The following is a 17,798-nucleotide window of genomic DNA, read 5'->3' on the forward strand; positions in this document are numbered from 1 at the left end:
CAGAGCAAGGTTTCGCTGACAAGGTGATCCCCAAAAACAAGGGGGCCCGCTTCACATCATGCGCGCGGACAGGTCGCCCATGACCCAGATCGTGCCGCCGACCATCAGGACCAGGATCAGGATGGTGAAGAAGATCAGTTGCAGGTCTTCCCACGCCTGGCCGTGGAGACGGATATGCAAAAACCAGTGAAGCTGCGCGACCGCCTGGAGGATGCCGGCCACGGCGATGGTGGTCCAGGCGGCCCAGTCCGGCAGGACATCGGACACCACGGCAAGGACCGCGATCACCGTCAGTACGACGCTGGCGATGCCGCCCCTGAGATAGGATGATTGCTCGTCGGCGCGGCTTTCCATCTGGCCGCCCGACTCGTCGATCTTGTCCATATGGCTCATATCATCGCTCCCAGGTAGACGACGGACAGGATGCCGATCCAGACGATGTCCAGGAAATGCCAGTAGATCGACAAGCGCAGCAGGCCGCCGGTGGTGACCCAGTCGAACCCGCGTATCCAGACCTGTGCCGCCGCCACGGCGATCCAGAGACACCCGACGGCGACATGCAGCGCATGCAGCGGGACCAGCAGCCAGTAGGCCGACAAGAAAGCGCTGCGCGACGGGCCCGCGCCGTTCTCCAGGTGCCCGAGCAGCGAATGCGTGGAACTGAAGAGGAACCCCGCCCCCAGCAGGAAGGTCACCGCCAGCCATAGCGTGGTGCGGCGCTGGTCGGCGCGGTGCTTCGTTTCAAGCAAGGCGAATCCGATGGTGACGCTGGAGGCCAGCAGCAGCGTGGTCTCGATCAGCGGTCCGCGCAGGTGGAACAGCTCGGCGGCGCTTGGGCCGTCCGCGACCTGCGGCAGCATGACGACATAGGTGGCGAAGACGCAGCCGAAGATGAGCAGATCGCTCATCATGAAGATCCAGAAGCCGAAAACGAGGGCCTCGACCTCGCCCGATCCGGGATCGTGTTCATGGCCGAGCTTCAGGCCGGGATGACGTGCCTGGCTCATTCCGGAACCCCCGCTTCGCTTTGCGGGCGGCCCCAGTTGCCCGGCGCGACCTCGAGCTCGCGCGGCGCGCTCGGCGCCTCGCGCACGGCCTTGAGCCAGCGCAGGTGCTCCTCGCGGACGACGTCTGCCGGGATGACACGCTCACGGTCGATGACGAAGCTGCGGGCAACAAGCGCTCCCACCACGACAAGAAGCGACAGGATCACGAGCCACCACATGTGCCAGACCAGTCCGAACGTCAGGGTGAAGCTGGAGAAGAACAGGATGGGCGCCAGCCAGGAATTGGCGGGCAGCTCGATATCCTCCCATTGATCGGGGATCTGGTAGGCATGACCGGCCCGCTTCTCTTCCCAGAAGGCATCGCGCGCGAAGACCTCGGGACCGACGGCGAAGTTGTAGACCGGCGGCGGCGACGAGATCGACCATTCCAGCGTGCGCCCGTCCCACGGATCGCCCGCGTAGACGTTCAGCGCGTCACGGTTGCGGATGCTGATGTAAAGCTGCCAGAACATCGCGCCCAGCGCGGCCAGCACGACCAGCGCCCCCAGCATGGCGACCACGGTATAGGGCGTATAGGACGCTTCGGAATAGGCGACCGACCGGCGCGGCAGGCCCAACAGACCCACGGCGTAAAGCGGGAAGAACGCCAGCATGAACCCCACGATCCAGAGCGATGCCGCCAGCTTGCCCCACCAGTCGTCCAGCATGAACCCGAACGCCTTGGGGAACCAGAAGCTGTAGGCGCCCAGCATCCCGAACAGCGTGCCCGGGATCACCATGTTGTGGAAATGCGCCACCAGGAAGACCGAGTTGTGGACCTGGTAGTCGATGCTCGGATTGGCCAGCAGGATGCCGGATGCGCCACCGATGACGAACAGCATGACGAAGCCCAGCGCGTAGACCATGGGCGTCGTGATCCGCACGCGCCCGCGATACATCGTCAGCAGCCAGTCGTAGATCTTCACGCCGGTGGGCACGCCCACAAGCATCGTGGCGATGCCGAAAACCGCGTTCATGCCGGCGCTCTGCCCCATGGTGAAGAAATGGTGCACCCAGACCAGGAACGAGATCACGGCGATGGACAGCGTCGCCCAGACCAGCGTCCGGTAGGCATAGAGCGTCTTGCCCGAGAAGGTGGCAAAGACCTCGGACCAGACACCGAAGGCGGGCAGGACCAGGATATAGACCTCGGGATGGCCGAACAGCCAGAAGAGGTTCGCGTACAGCATCGGAATGCCGCCGGCATCGGTCGTGAAGAAGTGGAAGTCCAGGTAGCGGTCCAGCGCGAGCATGGCGGTCGCCACCGTCAGCGGCGGCAGCGCGAAGATCATCAGGATCGCGGTGGTTACCGAGGCCCAGACGAATAGCGGCATCTTCCAGAAATCCATGCCGGGACAGCGCTTCTTGTAGACCGTGCAGGCCACGTTGATGCCGGTCAGCGTGGTGCCCAGGCCCGACAGCGTCACCGCCCAGATCCAGTAGTTCGGTCCCACGTCGGGGCTATATTCCTTGCCCGTGAACGGCGGATAGCCGGTCCAGCCGCCGATCGAGAACGGCAGGAACAGCAGCGACGCCATCACCAGCATCGCGCCCGACGCCGTAAGCGCCAGCCCGATGGCGTTGGTGACCGGGAACGACATGTCCCGCGCCCCGATCTGGAGCGGCAGGACGTAGTTGATGACCCCAGACAGGAACGGCATCGCCACGAAGAAGATCATGATCGTGCCGTGGGTCGTGAAAAGCTCGCCGAAATGGTCCGCCGATAGGAAGCCCCCGTCGAAGCCCACGGCCTGGTTGGCCCGCATGAAATTGGCCTCGACCACGCCGCGCAGCATCATCACGAACGACAGGACGATGTACATGATGCCGATCTTCTTGTGATCGACGGTGGTCAGCCAATCGAACCAGACCGTGCGCCAGAGCCGGAAATAGGTCAGCACCGCCAGCACGGCGACCGCCGCGAGCACGAGAATGGCGGCGACGCTGGTCGCGATCGCGCCGTTGACGATGTTTTCCGGCGTCGGGTTCTGGACCATCTTCCAGAACGGAAGCGCCTCGAGCGTCATGCGGCCCGTCAGGGCGTCGATGAAATCGGTCAGGCTCATCGGGCGGGATCCGGGGCCTGGCCTGTCGCGGTCGCGGCGGATCCGTCGGCCGGGCCGGCATCGACGGACGCGTCCCGCCGATCGCGGCTGCGCCAGTCGGGGTCGCGGTCCATGGGCCCGACGATGCCGGAAAAGAGATCCGCGGGCACGTCGCGGAAGGCGGCGCCGGTATCATCGGCCTCGGTCATCTCCTGCAGCGTCGATCTTTCGGCGATGCGGTCGTGGACCGCGTCGCTCCACGGCCGGGCCTCGGACGACGTCGTGTCGAGCCAGGCGGAAAAGGCGGTCTCCGGCAGGGCGCGGGCGACGAATTGCTGCCGGTGGAAGCCGTGGCCGTTGTATTGCGTGTTGCGCCCGCGGAACACACCGGGACGGTCCGCGGCGAGGTGCAGTTTCGAAACCATCCCTTCCATCGCGTAGACCTGCCCCCCGAGAACGGGGATGTGGAAGGATTGCATGACTGTCTCCGAGGTGAGTTCCAGGTTCAGCGGGCGGCCCTCGGGGAACACCAGTTCGTCCAGGGTGGCGATGCCGTGGTCGGGGTAGATGAACAGCCATTTCCAGTCGTAGCCCACGACCTGGACCCGCACCGGCTCACCGTCGATGGGCAGCGGCTCGAACGGATCCAGGGCCGTGGTGTTCTGCCAGAGGAAATAGCTCAGGATCGTGACGATCACGATCGGCCCGCCCCAAATCGCGGCTTCCCAAATCCACGAGAAATGCCAATCCGGCGTGTATGTGGAATTTCCGCTGAAACGGTATCGATATGCGATTAATGGGGTCAGGACCAGAATCGGCCCCACCACCAGGCCCATCAAAGCGACGATGCGCCAGAAATGCACGCGCTGCTGCTGGGCGACATAGCCTTCGGGATCGAGGAAATTCACATCGGGGCTGTCCATGCACCCGGCGAGCAGCCCCAGGGAAAATATCGCAATAACAATGCGATGCCCGCTGGACGGTCGACGCATCCGTGCCGGAATTTCGGAAAGTATTGTCATCACCCGGCCGTCTTCATTGCTGTTGCAGAAAGCGCGGGCCGGCAATGGGTTCCCTCGATTTTCAGAATTGCCGATGAATTTTGGAACCGTTGGGAACCGCCATGTCTTTCCCTTGCAAGTGCGCCGAAACGTCGCGCTCCCGGCATCGGAAGGGGACCGCACCATGACATCCGCGAAAGACAATGATCGCAATGGCCTGACCCGAAGGTCGCTGTTGATGGCCGGGGCGGCCGCGCCCGCGCTGGCGGCCTCGGGACCCGCGCGGGCCGAAGCGCCGACCGAGATCACCGATCACCGGCAAGTCCGGTTGCAGGACACGCCGCATATCCGCGCCTACTACGACAGCGCCAAGGGCTGAAAGACGAGACCACCATGCTGAAGCGCAAGACCACCGCCCGCCCGACCCGCAAGGTTCCCCCTTCCGTCGACACGTCGGGCATAGATCGGCGGGGGTTCCTACGCGGCGCCGGCCTGACCATCGGCGGGCTGGCGGCCTCGGGGACGCCCGCGGGGCTGGTGCAGGCGCAGGACCAGTCCACGCCGGTGCCGACGGGACGTACCTACCACAAGACCATCTGCCAGTTCTGCTCGGTTGGGTGTTCCATGTGGGCCGAGGTCGAGAATGGCGCGTGGCTGGGCCAGGAGCCGTCGTTCGAAAGCCCGATCAACCAGGGCACCCACTGCGCCAAGGGTGCGGCGATGCGCGAGATCAGTCTGGGCGAGCGGCGGCTCAAGTATCCCATGAAGAAAGAGGGCGGCGAATGGGTCCGGATCTCTTGGGAGCAGGCGATCTCCGAGATCTCCGAGCGCCTCATGGCGATACGCGACGAGTACGGCCCCGACAGCGCCTACTGGCTGGGATCGGCCAAGTTCTCGAACGAACAGAGCTACCTGTTCCGCAAGTTCGCCGCCTATTGGGGCACCAACAACGTCGATCACCAGGCGCGCATCTGCCATTCGACGACCGTGGCCGGCGTGGCGAACACGTTGGGCTACGGCGCAATGACCAACACCTTCAACGACATCCGCAAGTCGAAATCGATCTTCATCATCGGCGGCAACCCGGCCGAAGCCCACCCCGTTTCGCTGCTGCACCTGCTGAACGCGAAGGAAAACGGCGCGAAGATGATCGTGGTCGATCCGCGCTTCACCCGCACCGCGGCCCACGCCCACGAATACGTCCGCATCCGTCCCGGATCGGACGTGGCCCTTCTGATGGGCCTGGTGCGCGAGGTGCTGGCGAACGGCTGGGAGGCGAAGGAATACATCGACCAGCGCGTCTACGGCCTGGAAGAAGTCCGCGCCGAGGCCGACAAGTGGACGCCAGAGGAAGTCGAGCGTGTCACCGACATCCCCGCCGAACAGCTTCGCAACCTTGCGCGCACATTGGCCGAGAACCGGCCCGGAACACTCATCTGGTGCATGGGCCTGACGCAGCACTCGATCGGGTCGTCCATGACCCGCGCGGCGACGATCCTGCAGCTCGTCCTTGGCAACATGGGCGTCTCGGGCGGGGGCGCGAACATCTTCCGCGGCCACGACAACGTGCAGGGCGCGACCGACCTCGGCGTCGCCTGCGACACGCTTCCGGCCTATTACGGCCTGGAACAGGGCGCGTGGAAGCACTGGTCGCGGGTCTGGGGCGAAAGCTACGACTGGCTGCAATCCCGCTTCGTGGACCGGGAGCTGATGGAGCGTCCCGGCATGCCGCTGTCGCGCTACATGGACGCGATCACCGAGGACCCCGAAGCGCTCGACCAGCCGCACCCGGTCAAGGCGATGATCTTCTGGGGCCACGCCGCCAACTCGATCACGCGCGGGGCCGACCAGCGCAAGGCGCTGGATACCGCCGAACTGCTTTGCGTCATCGATCCGCACCCCACTCAGGTGGCAATCATGTCGGAAAAGACCGACGGGCTTTACCTGCTTCCCGCCGCGACCACCGCCGAGATGCACGGCTCGGTCACGAACTCGTCCCGCTCGGTGCAGTGGCGCGACAAAGTGTTCGAACCGCTGTGGGAGTCGAAGACCGACTACGAGATCACCTACCTGCTGGCCCGCGCCCTGGGCTTCGAGGACCGGATGTTCCGCAACATCGCGGTCGAGGGCACCGAGCCGGTGGCCGAGGACATCCTGCGCGAGCTGAACAAGGGCACCTGGACCATCGGCTACACCGGCCAGTCGCCCGAACGGCTGAAGCTTCACATGAAGCACCAGGAGAAGTTCGACAGCATCACGCTGCTCGGCAAGGAAGAACCGGTCAAGGGCGAGTACTACTGCCTGCCCTGGCCCGCCTGGGGCACGCCGGAGCAAAGTCATTGCGGCACGCCCCTGCTCTACGACACATCTAAACCCGTGACGGAAGGCGGCCTGCCGTTCCGCGCGCGCTGGGGCGTGGAACACGAGGGCGCGAACCTGCTGGCCGAGGACAGCTTCACCGTCGGGTCCGAGATCCGCGACGGCTATCCCGAAGGCACGGTTGGCATGCTCGACGCGCTTGGCTGGGCGTCGGAACTGACCTCGCGCGAAAAGCTCGTCATCGCGGCGGTCGGGGCCGACCGGTTCTCGCTCCGGCTGCTCGACATGCCCGAGGACGAGGCACAGACCGCCTTCCGCGACCTCGAGCGCGAGGCCGAAAGACTGGCGCGCCGGGGCGAAAACCCGATCCGCGCCTTCGACGCCCTGTCCGGCGGATCCGAGAGCGGCCAGATCGAGGAGGCCTGGCAGGCCGGTGGCGGTAACAGCTCGAACAGCGAGGATCGTGCGCCGGTGCCGGAACGCTTCCCCGACTATCCCGAGAACGCCCTGACCGCGATCGAGGCCTACCTGGAAAACAACCCGGGCAGCGACCCCGAGGGCGAATTGAGCCTGCAGGACAAGATCGCGCGGGTGAACTGGAAGACCGACCTTTCGGGCGGGATCCAGCGCGTGATGCTGGCGCACGGCCTGGCCCCCTACGGCAACGGCAAGGCGCGCATGGTCGCCTGGAACTTCCCCGACGCGGTGCCGCTGCATCGCGAGCCGCTCTACACCACCCGCCGCGACCTTCTTCCGGAATACGCGACCTACCCGGACCGGCGAAAATGGCGTGTGCCGATGCTGTTCGAGTCGATCCAGGAAGTGAACCACGCCGACGAATTCCCGCTGATCCTGACCTCCGGCCGCCTGGTCGAGTACGAGGGCGGCGGCGACGAGACGCGGTCGAACAAGTGGCTGGCCGAGTTCCAGCAGCAGATGTTCGCCGAGATCAATCCCGCGGACGCCGAGGCGGCGGGCATCAAGGACGGACAGTTCGTCTGGATCGAGAACCCGCTGGGCGCGATCCGCGTGGCGGCCCTCGTGACCCGCCGCGTCGGCTCGGGGACGGTGTTCCTGCCATTCCACTTCGCCGGCATGTGGATGGGCGAGGACCTGACCGGGAACTATCCCGAAGGCGCCGCCCCCTACGTCTCGGGCGAGGCGGCGAACACGATCTGGAACTACGGATACGACGTCGTGACACAGATGCAGGAAACCAAGTGCTCCCTGTGCCGCATCCGACCAACCGGAGAAATGGCAATATGGCCCGACTGAAATTCCTTTGCGACACCGACCGGTGCATCGAGTGCAATGCCTGCGCGACGGTCTGCAAGAACGAGCACGAAGTGCCCTGGGGCATGGTGCGCCGCCGGGTCGTGACCATCGGCGACGGTGAGCCCGGCGAGAAGTCGGTGGCGATCTCGTGCATGCACTGCACCGACGCGCCTTGCGTGGCGGTCTGCCCCGTCTCGACCCTTTACCAGACCGATATCGGCGTGGTGCTGCACGACAAGGATACCTGCATCGGCTGCGGCTATTGCTACTACGCCTGTCCGTTCGGTGCGCCGCAGTTCCCCAAATCCACGCTGTTCGGATCGCGCGGCACGATGGACAAGTGCACCTATTGCGCCGGGGGCCCGGAAGAGAACGGATCCGAGGAGGAATACCGCAAATACGGCTCGAACCGGATCGCCGAGGGCAAGCTGCCGATCTGCGCCGAGGTCTGTTCCACCCGCGCGCTGCTGGCCGGAGACGCCGAGGTCGTGGGCGAGATCTTCAAGGAGCGCGTGATTTCGCGCGGCTACGGATCCGGCGCTTGGGGCTGGAAGACGGCATACTATCCCGAGGAGCGGTCATGAGCGTCTACGAGAACGAACCGGTCCGCGTGCGCGGGCAGGACTTCACGGGCTACCGTATCGCGGGCGCCATCGCGGCCGTGCTGCTGCTGATCGCGCTGGCGGTGCAGGTCTGGATGCTGTTCGACGGCTTCAACCGGACCTCCCCCGAGGTGCGATGGGGCGTCAATGCCGAGGAAAACGGCGGCAGCGCCCTGGCATCGCAGCTCTTGCAGAACCGCACGCGCCTGCAGAACGAACGCTTCCTGACCGGCCCGTCGCCCGACGGCCCCGGTGAGACCTTCAAGATCGGGCCCGAGGTGCTGCTGGACAGTGTCGAGATGGACGACCCGGAGAGCATCCTGACCGAAAGCTGGCGTATTCCCAGCGACGAGACCTCGGCCATCCTGCGCCAGTCGGACCGTGTCATCGGCGTCTCGTCCCTGCCCTACGTGAACGCCAACCTGTTCGAGCGTCCCTTCGCCCGCGACTGGCGCTTCGGCCTGGCCGACGTGGCGACGCATATCGGGGCCTTCGCGATCCTCGGGTTTTCCCTGATGCTCGCCCTGCTCCTGGCGATCCGCGGGCGGGTGCCCATCGCGGAAGGCAAGTCCGGCAAGAAGGTCAAGCGCTTCAACATCGTCGAACGCGCGACGCACTGGATGACGTCGGCGTCCTTCATCCTGCTGGCGTTGACCGGCATCTCCATCGCCTACGGCGACACCCTGATCCGTCCCTTCGGCCACGATTTTCTTGGGGCGGTCGGCTGGCTGGCGACCTGGGGGCATGCGCTTTTCGTGACGCCCTTCGTCCTGGGCCTGGCGATCATGTTCGTCATGTGGGTGAGCAAGAACATTCCCTCGAAACTCGACATCGCGTGGCTGAAGCGCGGTGGCGGGTTCTTCAGCGACACGCCCGATCATCCGTCGGCCCGCAAGTTCAACGCGGGCCAGAAGCTCATCTTCTGGTCGGCGATCCTCGGCGGTGGGGCGATGATCGTGACCGGCTTCTTTCTGCTGTTCCCGTTCTACTTCCTCGGGCTCGAAGCGATGAGCTGGATGATGCTGCTGCACGCGGTCTTCGCGGTGCTGCTGATCGCGATCTTCATCGGTCACATCTATATCGGCAGCGTCGGCATGCAGGGCGCCTTCTGGGCCATGTGGAACGGCGAGGTCGATCGCAACTGGGCCCGGGAACACCACGACCTGTGGCTCGACGAGGTCGAAGGGAGGGCTTCGAAATGATCGGTTTCCTGTCCGGAACGACAATCGCGGCGGTCCTCGCGGTTGGGACCTACATCGTCATGACGACTTTTTCCGTCACGTCGATCGAGAGGGTGAACAACCCCTCGCTGAACGTAGGCGATCTCGACTACCGGTACACGAGCTCGCACTGAGCGCGCGTCGCAGCGTCCGCCGACACGGCGGTGGCGTCCCTGTGCAATCTCACGCCGCAGGAACTTGCATTGACATCGAGACTGGAATCCAAGGCCGCTTGAGGTCAGATACCAACCGACGGATTCTCCCAAAGAATGGAGGGAGATCGGGTCTCAGGTCAGTGCGACTTGGCCTGCGCCGATATGCTCAGTCGTCTAGCGCGCTTGAGCATTTCTGGCTGATTGCGTCATTCATCACACGGGTATTGCACCCGCAATGTCTCCCATATCAGTTCGCCAGCCTCTTGCTCGCCTTTCTCCGGGCCTTGCGACAACACCTCAAGGACAGCCTCGACCATCTGCGCGCTTTCAACACGACCCGGAAGGCAAATACCGATCATCCGAGCAACCTCATATGTGTTGCGAGTCGGATCTGTTGGTGTCGCGTGACCTTGCATTATGAGAGCGCCCCAGATCTGACCATGGATTTGGCCGATTATGTAGCCAAGGCAATATCCAGTGCTTAGCTGATCTTGGTGAGCCGAGCACAGCTCGTGCAAGCGGCTGCCGGACATTAGAGTTTCAGACGCGCTGGTGAGAGCGGGCGCAGCCACCGCTAGGTCAGTTCCGAGAAGCGTAATCAGGTTCACGATTTCACTCCATGTCAGCCAAACAAAACCTGCATCGACAAACGCCGAACCTTCAAACTTAGCTCTAAGCGCTTTTCACCGCGTCACCTATCGGTCACAGAACGAACGCCACGATAGGAGCAACCCGCAACGTAGGCTCCATTCGCGAAAGACTTGGTCGGGATGCGGATATAGTACATGGACTCGACCAGCAGCAAACCGGCATGCATACGTACCTATGGACGGCTCGTGACTAGTCGCGTGGATAATCCGACCAGGGGTGCGTCGCCGTGCAAGTGAAAGTGAAAGTCTCGTGCCCTGCTACTCTGGGCAGGGAAAGGCGTTTTGCAGCGAGCGCCATACTATCAACCGGGCTGACTCATGTCGTAGCTCCGGGAACTCATCCATGTAATTCACCACTACCGCAACCAGCTGCTCGTTGGACGCCTCTGACGGCGTGCAGTGCGTCAAGCTCGAAGAAATGGCCGAATTAAGGTCTGATACGCTAGCGTCGGGCATCGTTCCTCTCAACGCCAGCATAGCACCCCAGCTTTGCCCTTCCACCTGAGCAACAACGTATCCGACGCAAAACCCTGCGAACACCAGATCATCCTGAGCGGTGCATGTGCGATATGACTCGTTCCCTGAGATCTGCTGCGCCGGTAACGGCGGCGGGGCCAAGGAAAGAGCGCAGGTTGTCATAGCAACTATCGCGTTGCCAATGGCTCTTAGCTTTCTGCACGTCATGCTCCCACGTTGGCGAGCCATGTGTTGAGGGTCAAGGTTACACGTCGGCAAGCATCAAGCTTCGGCTTGGCGGTCAAAATGGGGGACGCGGTAAGCCACCTTAAGTACACCTTCCTGAATTTAAATGTATTTATCAAATTTCGTGGCGGAGCGAAGGGAGCGCCTGAAAACTCTGCTGGAAGTAGCGGTCGGGATCCATTCTGAAATCGGCGAATCCAAGGAGGTTCTGTTCAACACCCGTGCCTACGCTTGCTTGCGCTCATTGAGAAACAAAGCATGATCAAAACAGATACAAACCAAGAGCATTATGTCCGCCATTGCCAGTTCATGGCCACAGAGGATGGTCAGCGCGACGCCGTCTGTCGAGCTCTATCCGAAGAAATCCTCCTTGAAACGATCAATCTGGTGCATCCGCTCGTGAAGGATTGTGACGATGCCGATATCGCCATTCGACAGGTGCCTCCAATACACGAAATGTCGCTCGTACCGCAAGAAATACCCCTCCACTCCGAATTCGGCTGGCACGGCCAGCGAATGCACACCGCGCGTTTCGATCTGCTCGAACGCGGCGAACAAGCCCGTGATGTAGGTCTCGGCCTGCGCCTCGCCCCACGTGTCACGCGTGTATCGATAGATTTCGTCGAGACGGACGGACGCCGCCTCCTGGATCCGGATCGCCATGCGCTCAGATCCGGTTCCGGACGATCACCTCGGCGGCCGTCAGGGGCTTGTAACTCTCCTCGGGCGCGGCGAAGGCACGGTTCAACTCGGCCTTCAGCCGATCGAACGCCTCACGCTCGACGCGCTCCTTGTCGCGACGGATCAGATCGCGGATGTACTCGCTGACGTTCTCATAGGCGCCGTCCTCGCCGACATTGGTCGCGACGAACTCGCTGAGCGCGCCGCTGACGCGCACGGTCATGGTGGTGGTCCGAGACATGGCGCTCTCCCTAGGTCGTGTGTGTTCAAGATAACCAATATCGAACACGAAACAAGGGGCACGCTCGCCGGGTGGCGGTCCTGCCTACCCTTCTCCATCCTCGAGAACCAGGCGATCTGCCATCGTCAGCAACAGAACCAGCACAACGTCCGAATGCCGCGCGAGCGACACCAGGTGCTCGCCGCTCGGCCCACGCTCGCCTGCGAACCAGTATTTCACCGTCCTCTCGCTGGCCCCAGTCCACCTCATGGCGGACTTGATCGCCCGGTGGGTCGATCCGAGTTCCGCGTGCAACGCCATCGCCACGGCCGCGCGATAATCGCCCGGAACATCCTCGGGGTGCACAAATGTGCCCATCTTCGGCACAACTGTGCCCATCTTCACCCGCATCTTCATGTGTTTCTCCGCTAAATGTCTGGAGAGACATGAAAACCGCAGAATCCGTCTGCGCCCGTGACGGGCCGGTCTGGAAAGCTGCGGCGGGCATCCGCACTTCCGAAGGTGAGGAATATGAACGGCAGAACCGGAACGCCGGCGCATGGACGCATGAGAGGGCCAATGCGCCTCGCCGCCCGCCGAGGCACAGCGCGGCACCCGCAACGGGCTTGCCGGGGCTTCGCGCTGTGAACAGGGGCACGGTGAATGGCAGGTCAAAGCGGCAACACAGGAGCGGGTAGCACGGCGGCCGAACAAGACGTCCCAGCTGTCGCCTACGTCCGGATGTCGACAGACCACCAGAAATACTCGACCGAAAATCAGCTGGACGTCATTCGCAAGTATGCCGAAACCCGCGGCCTGACGATCCTGCGAACTTTCGAGGACTCCGGGCGATCCGGCCTGCGGCTCGATGGCCGGGAGGCCTTGCAGAACCTGATGGCCGAGGTCCAATCCGGCCAGGCCGATTTCAAGGCGATCCTCGTTTATGATGTCAGCCGCTGGGGCCGGTTTCAGGATGCCGACGAGGGCGCCTATCACGAGCACGTCTGTTCCCGCGCCGGGATCCGGGTCCACTACTGCGGCGAGCAGTTCGAGAACGACGGCAGCATCGGCTCGAACCTCCTGAAAACCGTGAAGCGGGTCATGGCCGGCGAGTACAGCCGCGAGCTGTCGGTGAAGGTCTTCGCCGGGCAGTGCCGCCTGGTGGAACTCGGCTATCGCCAGGGCGGTGCCGCCGGATACGGCCTGCGTCGAGTGCTGATCGACGAGCATGGCAATCCGAAGGGCGAGCTGTCGCGCGGCGAGCAAAAAAGCCTCCAGACCGACCGCGTGATCCTGGTGCCCGGCCCCGAGGAGGAGCAGCGGGTCGTTCAGCGCATGTACGAGATGTTCGTCAACGAGGGGCGGCCGGAGAGCGAGATCGCGGAGGTCCTCAACGGGGAAGGACACCGGACCGATCTTGATCGGCCTTGGACCCGGGCGACTGTCCATCAGGTGCTGACCAACGAAAAGTACATCGGGAACAACGTCTTCAACAAGGTGTCGTTCAAGCTGAAGCAGCGCCGTGTTGTGAACCCACGGGATATGTGGATCCGAGCGGAGGGCGCGTTCCCGGCTATCGTCGACAAGGCCCTTTTCCTGCGGGCTCGGGAAATCGTCGACGCCCGCAGCCGCCATTTCTCCGACGAAGAACTTCTCGATGCCTTGCGCGCGATCCTCAAGCGGCAAGGCATGCTCTCGGGGCTGATCATCGACGAGGAGGATGATCTTCCGTCCTCGAGCGCCTACCGCAGCCGCTTCGGCAGCCTGCTCCGCGCCTACCGGCTGATCGGCTACGAGCCAGACCGCGACTACAGCTATATCGAGATCAACCGCGCTCTGCGACAGGCGCATCCGCAGGTGGTGGCCGAGATCATCGCCGGGGTCACGCGGCACGGCGGGCGGGCTGTCCAGGACCCGGATACCGACCTTATTCGCGTCAACGACGAGTTCACCGTGTCCATCGTGCTGGCCCGCTGCACGGCGACGGCGGCCGGCTCGCTGCGCTGGCGCATCCGTCTCGACACCGGCCTGGTTCCCGACATCACGATCGCCGTGCGCATGGACGAGGTGAACGAGGTACCGCGCGACTACTACGTGCTGCCCAGCATCGACATGACCTTCGGGAAGCTGAAATTCGCCGAGCAGAATGGGCTCGCGCTGGACGCGTACCGGTTCAACACGCTCGATTTCTTCTACGCGCTCGCCTCGCGGGCCAGGATCGCGGAGGTGGCGTGATGCCCGACGACATGGAGCCGACCAGCCAGAAGCAGGTGACCCTGATCCCTTGTGACCGGATCCGGATCCTCAACCCCCGCGTCCGAAATCGGCGCACCTTCGAGGCGATGGTGGAGAACATCTCGCGCATCGGCCTGAAGCGACCGATCACCGTGGCGCCGCGCGCCGGGACGGACCCGCAGGAGTATGACCTCGTCTGCGGTCAGGGCCGCCTCGAGGCCTTCATCGAACTCAAGCAGGACAACATCCCGGCCATCGTGATCGAGGCCGACGAGAGCGATTGCCTCGTCATGAGCCTCGTGGAGAACTGCGCAAGGCGGCAGCACAACCCGATCGATCTGATGCGCGAGATCGGCTCGCTTCGCGAACGCGGCTACAACGACCGCCAGATCGGCGAGAAGATCGGGGTCTCCTACGAATACGTGAACATGATCGCCGGGCTGCTGGAGAAGGGCGAGGAGCGCCTCGTCTCCGCCGTGGAGACTGGACTGCTGCCGCTCAACCTCGCCATCCAGATCTCCAAGACCGACGCCAAGGGCGCGCAGAAGGCGCTGATGGACGCCTACACTCAGAAAAAGCTGCGTGGCCGGAAGCTGACGCTTGTGCGCCGCCTGATCCAGCAGCGCGAGCTCCGCGGGCCCCAGATCAAGAGCAATGCGCTCGGGCGGAGGGTGGCGAAACGCGCGCTGACCAGCGAGGGACTTGTCCGAGCCTATCAGCAGGAGGCGGCACGTCAGAAACTGCTGATCAAGAAGGCCGAACTCGCGCAGAGCCGACTCATGTTCGTGCGGGAGGCCTTCCGGAAGTTGTGCGCGGACGAGCACTTCATGACGCTGCTGCGGGCCGAGGGTCTGGAGACGATGCCCGCCGATCTCGCGCAGGCGGTTACCGACGGACCCTTGTCATGAAACGGGGTGCGGACAAACGCGCGGCCAGCGTCAATCACGGCTTCGAAGACGACTGTGTCACGCTGCCGATCGACGTGATCTTGCCCCTGCGAACCCTCGGCAAGAGCGCAAAATCCAGCCGAAAGTACCGGCAGATCGTCGCCTCCATCGCCCAGATCGGGATCGTCGAACCGCCAGTCGTCGTCCCGAACCCCGACAAATCCGCCACCTGGTTGTTGCTCGACGGGCACCTGCGGATCGAGGCTTTGAAGGATGACGGCGTGCAAGAGGTGGAATGCCTCGTGTCCACCGACGATGAGGCGTTCACCTACAACCGGCAGGTCAGCCGCCTTGCGCCGATCCAGGAGCACAGGATGATCCGCAAGGCGATCGAGCGCGGCGTACCCGAGGAGAAGATCGCAGCCGCGCTCGATCTCGGCACGCGCAGCATCCAGAAGAAGATCAAGCTGCTCGATGGCATCTCCGAGGAAGCCATTGCCATCCTGAAAGACAAGCCTGCTACGGGCGCCGTGTTCGACGCGCTTCGCAAGATGAAGACCATGCGCCAGATCGAGGCTGCCGAGCTTCTGGTCAACGCGAACAACTACTCCGTCGCCTACGTGAAGGCGATCCTCGCCGGCACGCCACAGGCACAGCTTGTCGAGTCGTCCAAGCCGAAGAAGGTAAAAGGCATCACACCCGAGGCGATGGCGCGGATGGAACAGGAGCTGGCCCGCCTGCAGGAGGGCATCGCCTCGATCCAGGACACGTACGGCCAGGATCACCTGCATCTGACCGTGATCAAGGCTTACGTCAGCAGGCTGCTCGGGAACGCCAGGGTCGTTCGTTACCTCATGCAGACGCGACCCGAATTCCTGTCCGAGTTTCAGACGATTGCCGAGTTGGACTCCGTCATGCCGGCCGACGCGGAATAGCTGGCACGGCAGACTTGATGGGGACCCGGACCCGATAAGCGCGGGGACCGCGGGAGACGCCGGACTGTGGGCCGGATCGAGCGCGGCGGTGGGGATGGCGGCGAACCCGCTCGGGGCCCACCAGGCTGGCTTGAGTTTTCGCCGGCCGCGCGGCCGCGCTCGTGGCTGCGTTTCTTCGGGGCGTGTCGGAGGCCGGGCAACTTCGGCACGCCCACCCGCCATTTCTTCTCGCTACTACTCGGTTGCGACTGAACAGAACACGATCAAAGCAAATACAAAGCGGGAGCAAAGTGTCCGACCGAGACTTTCAAACGCATGATTCTAAGGGGAATCGTAGCCATCGGTTATTGCTGTGAATCCTATCGTAATCCCGCGAAATCGGAGGAGGTGGGATTCGAACCCACGGTAGGCTTTCACGCTTTCTCTACTTAACTTTAGGCCTCTACAGGCCCAAACGTGTGTGGTAATCGTGTGTGGTTTTATGGGAGGCAGCCTTGCCAAGATACCTGCAGAAAAGACGCCGAGTCTGGTATGCCGTTCTTGAGATACCCAAGAGCCTGAGGCCCAAGTTCAGGGGCAAGCCACGCTTCGTTAAGTCTCTGCAGACAGAGAGCCAGACAGAGGCTGAGAGACTGGTTTTAGGCGTAGTCGCCACATGGAAAACGCTACTTGAAGCCCAGCGCAACGGGCTGCCGTCAGAGGACGCTATAAAGGCTCTACAAGTGCAGGCTGAAGACCTGCGCCAGCAAGGCTGGGCTAAGCAGGAGATCGCTTTCTACCAAGAAGGCTTGGGCGACCTCTTTGAAGACGACGGCTTGAGGGAGGCTGCTGCAGCCATCCACGGGTGCGAGACAACCTTGGCGCTGCACATTGACGAGTATGTCGCCAAGACCGATGGCACCCCCAAGACCAAGGATATGAAGGCAGCAGACGTACGCCGGTTCGCAGAGAGGTTTCCATACTCCGGTGACGTAACGCGGCTGGCGGTCATCGACTGGGTAGAAAAAGACCTTATGACAGAGGCGGGCCTATCGGGCGCTACTGCAAGAAGGATCATATCAGCATGTCGAGGATACTGGGCTTACCTGGAACGGCATCACGGGATGGACACGCCGGAACCCTTTGAGAAGGTCGTGCCCAGCGCGCCGCGCAAGAAGACGAAAAAGGACGTTCAGGGGCGCAGAAAGCACTTCACGCCCTACGACTACCAAAGACTGCTTCAAGCCTCTCAGCGACGCTCTCAGGCGCTCTCAGCCCTAATCCAGCTAGGCGCACACACCGGAGCAAGAATAGAGGAGCTATGCTCACTCAAGCTGGAAAACGTCAGCGAAGATCGTTTCGAGATCGAAGACGCGAAGACTTCTGCAGGCATCAGAGAGATACCAATACATCAGCATATCATAAAGCTGGTGGCGCAACTCAAGCGTCAAAGCACCGATATGTATTTGCTGTCTGGGTTGACCTTAAACAAGTACGGTGATCGTTCCAACGCCATTGGCAAGCAGTTTGGCAGACTGAAAACTGAGAAAGGATATGCCCGTGATTACGTATTTCACTCCCTCAGGAAGGGTGTTGCCACCCAGCTAGAGACCGCAGGAGTGCCAGAGAACGTGACCGCAAGACTTCTAGGTCATGACCTCAAGACGATGAGCTACGGATTGTACTCAGGGGGTGTCACCTTCGAAGTGTTAGAAGAGGCGCTTGGCAAATTGAAATGGGACTAAGGGATCTGGCTGAAAAACCTCAGCTGGACCTAGGACGCAAAGTAAGCAGGAGCATGGGAAAAATCGTCAGATTAGGCCGGTCCAAGGCCTACCGGGTACAC

General features: G+C 62.7%; 18 protein-coding genes. 9 read left to right on the forward strand and 9 right to left on the reverse strand.

From position 1 onward, the window contains the following. Positions 1–51 precede the first annotated feature (51 nt). Genes BMX96_RS05010 through BMX96_RS05025 form a run of 4 tightly spaced genes read right to left on the reverse strand, consistent with a single transcriptional unit; the run spans position 52 to position 4,014 of the window. Complete coding sequence (locus BMX96_RS05010) at positions 52–393, reverse strand: cytochrome o ubiquinol oxidase subunit IV (RefSeq protein WP_175481660.1); 342 nt, start codon at positions 391–393, stop codon at positions 52–54. After that, the gene (locus BMX96_RS05015; protein WP_091844523.1) at positions 390–1,007 is read right to left on the reverse strand and encodes a cytochrome c oxidase subunit 3; all 618 of its coding nucleotides are present in this window, start codon (positions 1,005–1,007) and stop codon (positions 390–392) included. The genes BMX96_RS05010 and BMX96_RS05015 overlap by 4 nt, the downstream gene beginning before the upstream one ends. After that, complete coding sequence (locus BMX96_RS05020; protein WP_091844524.1) at positions 1,004–3,112, reverse strand: cbb3-type cytochrome c oxidase subunit I; 2,109 nt, start codon at positions 3,110–3,112, stop codon at positions 1,004–1,006. Before BMX96_RS05020 ends, BMX96_RS05015 begins: the two co-directional genes overlap by 4 nt. Continuing rightward, positions 3,109–4,014: a cytochrome ubiquinol oxidase subunit II family protein gene (locus BMX96_RS05025; RefSeq protein ID WP_175481661.1), complete on the reverse strand. Its 906-nt coding sequence runs from the start codon at positions 4,012–4,014 to the stop codon at positions 3,109–3,111. Before BMX96_RS05025 ends, BMX96_RS05020 begins: the two co-directional genes overlap by 4 nt. A gap of 262 nt (positions 4,015–4,276) precedes the next feature. On the opposite strand from BMX96_RS05025, the gene BMX96_RS05030 reads away from it, so the two are divergent. Genes BMX96_RS05030 through BMX96_RS19580 form a run of 5 tightly spaced genes read left to right on the forward strand, consistent with a single transcriptional unit; the run spans position 4,277 to position 9,642 of the window. Next, positions 4,277–4,471 carry a hypothetical protein gene (locus tag BMX96_RS05030; RefSeq protein WP_091844526.1) on the forward strand — a complete coding sequence of 65 codons (195 nt, stop codon included), beginning with the start codon at positions 4,277–4,279 and terminating at the stop codon, positions 4,469–4,471. Positions 4,472–4,485: 14 nt separating this feature from the next. Continuing rightward, positions 4,486–7,686 (forward strand): formate dehydrogenase subunit alpha, encoded by a 3,201-nt coding sequence (locus BMX96_RS05035; protein WP_236736964.1) that lies wholly within the window; start codon positions 4,486–4,488, stop codon positions 7,684–7,686. Then, on the forward strand, positions 7,674–8,270 hold the full coding sequence (gene fdh3B / locus BMX96_RS05045) for a formate dehydrogenase FDH3 subunit beta (protein WP_073126436.1): 597 nt from the start codon (positions 7,674–7,676) through the stop codon (positions 8,268–8,270). Before BMX96_RS05035 ends, fdh3B begins: the two co-directional genes overlap by 13 nt. Further along, positions 8,267–9,490, forward strand: a complete 1,224-nt coding sequence (locus BMX96_RS05050) for a formate dehydrogenase subunit gamma (RefSeq protein ID WP_091844527.1) — start codon at positions 8,267–8,269, stop codon at positions 9,488–9,490. Before fdh3B ends, BMX96_RS05050 begins: the two co-directional genes overlap by 4 nt. After that, positions 9,487–9,642: a hypothetical protein gene (locus BMX96_RS19580; protein WP_175481662.1), complete on the forward strand. Its 156-nt coding sequence runs from the start codon at positions 9,487–9,489 to the stop codon at positions 9,640–9,642. Before BMX96_RS05050 ends, BMX96_RS19580 begins: the two co-directional genes overlap by 4 nt. Before the next feature lie 227 nt (positions 9,643–9,869). Here BMX96_RS19580 and BMX96_RS19220 read toward each other — a convergent pair whose 3' ends face one another. The 5 genes from BMX96_RS19220 to BMX96_RS05065 form a co-directional block, all read right to left on the reverse strand. Continuing rightward, positions 9,870–10,271 (reverse strand): Rap1a/Tai family immunity protein, encoded by a 402-nt coding sequence (locus BMX96_RS19220; protein WP_139209975.1) that lies wholly within the window; start codon positions 10,269–10,271, stop codon positions 9,870–9,872. Positions 10,272–10,571: 300 nt separating this feature from the next. Continuing rightward, complete coding sequence (locus BMX96_RS20165; RefSeq protein ID WP_407944652.1) at positions 10,572–11,018, reverse strand: Rap1a/Tai family immunity protein; 447 nt, start codon at positions 11,016–11,018, stop codon at positions 10,572–10,574. Positions 11,019–11,366: 348 nt separating this feature from the next. Next, entirely contained in the window at positions 11,367–11,678 is a 312-nt protein-coding gene (locus BMX96_RS05055) for a type II toxin-antitoxin system RelE/ParE family toxin (RefSeq protein WP_091844528.1), read from the reverse strand. 4 nt (positions 11,679–11,682) lie between these two features. After that, positions 11,683–11,937, reverse strand: coding sequence for a ribbon-helix-helix domain-containing protein (locus tag BMX96_RS05060; RefSeq protein ID WP_091844529.1), 255 nt, complete (start codon positions 11,935–11,937; stop codon positions 11,683–11,685). A gap of 84 nt (positions 11,938–12,021) precedes the next feature. Continuing rightward, positions 12,022–12,333 (reverse strand): hypothetical protein, encoded by a 312-nt coding sequence (locus BMX96_RS05065; protein WP_091844530.1) that lies wholly within the window; start codon positions 12,331–12,333, stop codon positions 12,022–12,024. A gap of 246 nt (positions 12,334–12,579) precedes the next feature. On the opposite strand from BMX96_RS05065, the gene BMX96_RS05070 reads away from it, so the two are divergent. The 4 genes from BMX96_RS05070 to BMX96_RS05085 all read left to right on the forward strand — a co-directional run bounded on the left by BMX96_RS05070 (position 12,580) and on the right by BMX96_RS05085 (position 17,697). Beyond that, positions 12,580–14,151: a recombinase family protein gene (locus BMX96_RS05070; protein WP_091844531.1), complete on the forward strand. Its 1,572-nt coding sequence runs from the start codon at positions 12,580–12,582 to the stop codon at positions 14,149–14,151. Beyond that, entirely contained in the window at positions 14,151–15,059 is a 909-nt protein-coding gene (locus BMX96_RS05075; RefSeq protein WP_091844532.1) for a plasmid partitioning protein RepB C-terminal domain-containing protein, read from the forward strand. The genes BMX96_RS05070 and BMX96_RS05075 overlap by 1 nt, the downstream gene beginning before the upstream one ends. Continuing rightward, entirely contained in the window at positions 15,056–15,973 is a 918-nt protein-coding gene (locus tag BMX96_RS05080; protein ID WP_091844533.1) for a plasmid partitioning protein RepB C-terminal domain-containing protein, read from the forward strand. Before BMX96_RS05075 ends, BMX96_RS05080 begins: the two co-directional genes overlap by 4 nt. A gap of 494 nt (positions 15,974–16,467) precedes the next feature. Beyond that, on the forward strand, positions 16,468–17,697 hold the full coding sequence (locus tag BMX96_RS05085; RefSeq protein ID WP_139209976.1) for a tyrosine-type recombinase/integrase: 1,230 nt from the start codon (positions 16,468–16,470) through the stop codon (positions 17,695–17,697). Positions 17,698–17,798 lie beyond the last annotated feature (101 nt).

This window comes from Palleronia pelagia (assembly GCF_900110115.1).
Lineage (GTDB): Bacteria > Pseudomonadota > Alphaproteobacteria > Rhodobacterales > Rhodobacteraceae > Palleronia > Palleronia pelagia.